Annotated in this window: 1 protein-coding gene; it reads right to left on the reverse strand. The window is 32.2% G+C overall.

What is annotated here, in order from left to right; genetic code table 11:
* Positions 1-3,257: choice-of-anchor L domain-containing protein (locus Q0049_RS02455; RefSeq protein WP_298116190.1), on the reverse strand; the 3,257-nt coding region annotated here is incomplete at both ends.

The following is a 3,257-nucleotide window of genomic DNA, read 5'->3' on the forward strand; positions in this document are numbered from 1 at the left end:
ACTTGTTTTAATCCGCCATTGGTTGTGATTTCAATCATATAAACACCTTGAGAAAGTTCAGATGTGTTTATTTGTGTTTGATTTGAATTTACTTCATCAATCATTTTAATTGTTTTTCCTAAAACATCATGAATTAGAATTGATTTAATACTTTCTGAATTATTTTGTAAATAAATTTGAACAAAATCAGATGCTGGATTTGGAACCATCATAAAACTTCCGGAATCAAAAGCTAAATTACCCAAAGCGGCAACAAATTCTGTGTTGAAAGTATTGGTAACAATAGCAGGATTGGTATCAAAGAAGATATTTGCGGTGTTTGGAACAATATCTCCAACAGCAAATCCAGGTTTTAGTTTTATTTTGAAGAAAACATAACCTTTGCTCAATTCTTCATTTGAAAGAGCTGGAGGCAAATTGATGTAATCAAATTTCCAAATGATTTGATTATTTACTCTTTCCATAATATAATCATGACTAGCATTAACCATTTGAATACTAGTTTCGTCTAATCTTGAATCTAATAAATCTTCAATTCTAACAGTTATTGCATTTGCAGTTCCTTCATTTTGGAATCGAATGGTGTAATATAAATAATCATTTGAAGCAAATTGATTAAACTGTATTTTATCTCCATGCGATTCCATTTTGTCATTTGGATCATAAGAAGCTACTACAATTTGAGAATTTGAAAAAGCATTGTTGGATAAGTTAATATCTCCAGATGGAGCAGAAACTGTTACGTTATTTGTTAAAACATCGCCCAAATTCACTACAGGAATTGCAGGAACACTCATCGTTACATTAATAAATCGAGTTTCATATGGAGTTAAATTTGTAAAATCATAAGTAAAACCTGTTGCATTGTTGATAATTCCTGGTTGTGATACAGATGTTATTGTTACATCCGCATCTTTAGTAAATGAAATTTGCCCGTTTGTTGTTGCAATACCTAAATTTTTATATACAATTTTATTAGTATAGTTAAAACCTGGTCTTGGGGCAGAAGTAGGAACGATTGAAACAGCCACATCATTATATCCATTTACTAATGTTATTGGGAAATATAATGTTTGTGTTCCACTACCTAATGCAATGTTAACATCATTATAATTTGTAGTTCCAACAGAATAATATGGTGCATATTCAGCATTTAATACATAACTAAAATCATAAGTATTTGTTGAATTTGAATCATAAATTGTATAGGTACCAAAAGGTGATGAAATATTACTAATGTCACCAGTATTATTTTGTTGATAGACAAATGAACCATAAGTAAAATTAACTTCACCACTATCTTGAATTCCATTACTATTTGTATCAACAAAAGCTACTAAATTAATTTTGTCAGAACATTCAGGTGGACCAGATGTAAAACTTCCAGCTTTAATGAATACAGCAGAATCAAAAGCAGCATCACTTCTGTCAGCAACAACTAATTTAATGTGATAAGGATGATTAGGAATGATTGCAGATGAAGCTGTCATTTCAGTAGTTTGTCCATTGAAATTTGTTGCTGATGAATAAATATTTGCACCATTAAAATAAGTGTCAAAGAAATCTGCATTAACAGATGAACATCCTGTATTAAATTCAGTATCTCTAATTGTCACAACAGATATTGGCGTTGTTGTTCCAGGAACTACTGCTAAATTTGTTGTAATTCCAGATTCTAAATCGGTTAAAAGAAATGCAAAAGCATCTGAATAAGAGCATTGGAACGTGCCATATTCCTCTGATGCAAATAAGAAATCAAAACTCATAAATTCATTCAAACTTGTAAAATCAAATTCAAGTTTAGTTGCGTTCAATGAGTTCATTGCAGTTCCTGTAGCAGTTGTAATGATGTTGTCAAGTTGTGCGTCACCTGCCCAAGAACTTGCACCATTACTTAAAATAGATGAATTTGGACCAGGAATGTTATTTACGTTACCAGTAGAGAGAACAATACCTGAAGCTAAAGGGAAAGTTGGATTTGTATTTGTAAAATATCCAATACCATTGGTTGAACCAAAATTTGTACCCGTACTTGAGGTAACATTTGAAATTGATATGCAAGGATTGTTTACTAAAACATTTGTAACTAATTGTTCATTTGTGTAAGTTGTTGTATTAGTCACTAATGGTGGTAAAGATGAATATGGAGTAAATGTATAACCTATTGACCAGTTACTTATAAAATCAACACCACAAATTGCTCTTACATAAAATTTATATGCAGTTCCAGTTGTTAATCCAGATGCAGTATAGGTATTTTCATTTACTATTGTTCCAACTGAAGTACTTGTAGGTACTGTTTCAGTAGCCAATGAAACAATTACTTCCCATTGAGTAGCAGAACCAACAGCCCAAGTTAAAATTGCACTTGTTGGACTAATACCATTTGTAGTAATGGAAGTAGGAACTGAACACGTTGATGTTGTAAAAATTGAGGATAAAGCCCAATTACTTGAGGTTGTTGTAGAGCAAATCTCTCTAACATAATATTTATAAGATGTGTTTGATGATAAACCTGAAATTACATACGGTAAACTGCCATTATAAATCACTCCTGTTCCTGTTGGAGTTGATCCTGATGGTATAACTTCTATTTCCCAAGATGTCGCTCCATTTGGATTTGTCCAATTTAGTGTTGCGCTATTTGCTCCAATTCCAGTGGTATCTAAAGTTGTTGGTGTGGCGCAAGAAGTAGATTCTATATTAACGTTATCGAGTAGCCATCTATCACCTTCAAGTGATGGAGTTGTTTGTGTATGTTTTCTAACAAAAGCTATATATACTTGTGTTCCAACTAATGAAGAAGGAAGAGATAAAATTTTTTCTTCATATATATTAAAAGTGCTAGAAAGTTGGTTTTCATTATATTCTGCAAGAAGTGTAGTATAATTTGCAGGAATTGATGGGTTTAATGTACCAGGACATAATTTTACTTGATAAATTGTTCCTTGATTTCCTAGTGTAAATGTTCTACTTGAAAATCTTAGAACAGGATTTGGCGGAATTGAAACTAATGGAGTAGCTAAATAATCTTCGGAGGTATTTCCAATTCCAATATTTTCTCTATTGATGTAGGCAGCATTTAAACCTGATTTAACTAATGGAGGTGTTGCAACAACATTGTTGATTTCCCATCGTTGACCTAAACCAACACCGTTATCAAAAACCGTCCATTGATTTCCTGATATTCCTGTTCCAAGCGTCCATGGAGTTGGTGTTGTAGGTGATGGTAGGTTAGGTCCAGTTGTATTCTCAAA

The sequence above is a fragment of the Flavobacterium sp. genome (genome assembly GCF_027484205.1).
Taxonomy (GTDB): Bacteria; Bacteroidota; Bacteroidia; order Flavobacteriales; family Flavobacteriaceae; genus Flavobacterium.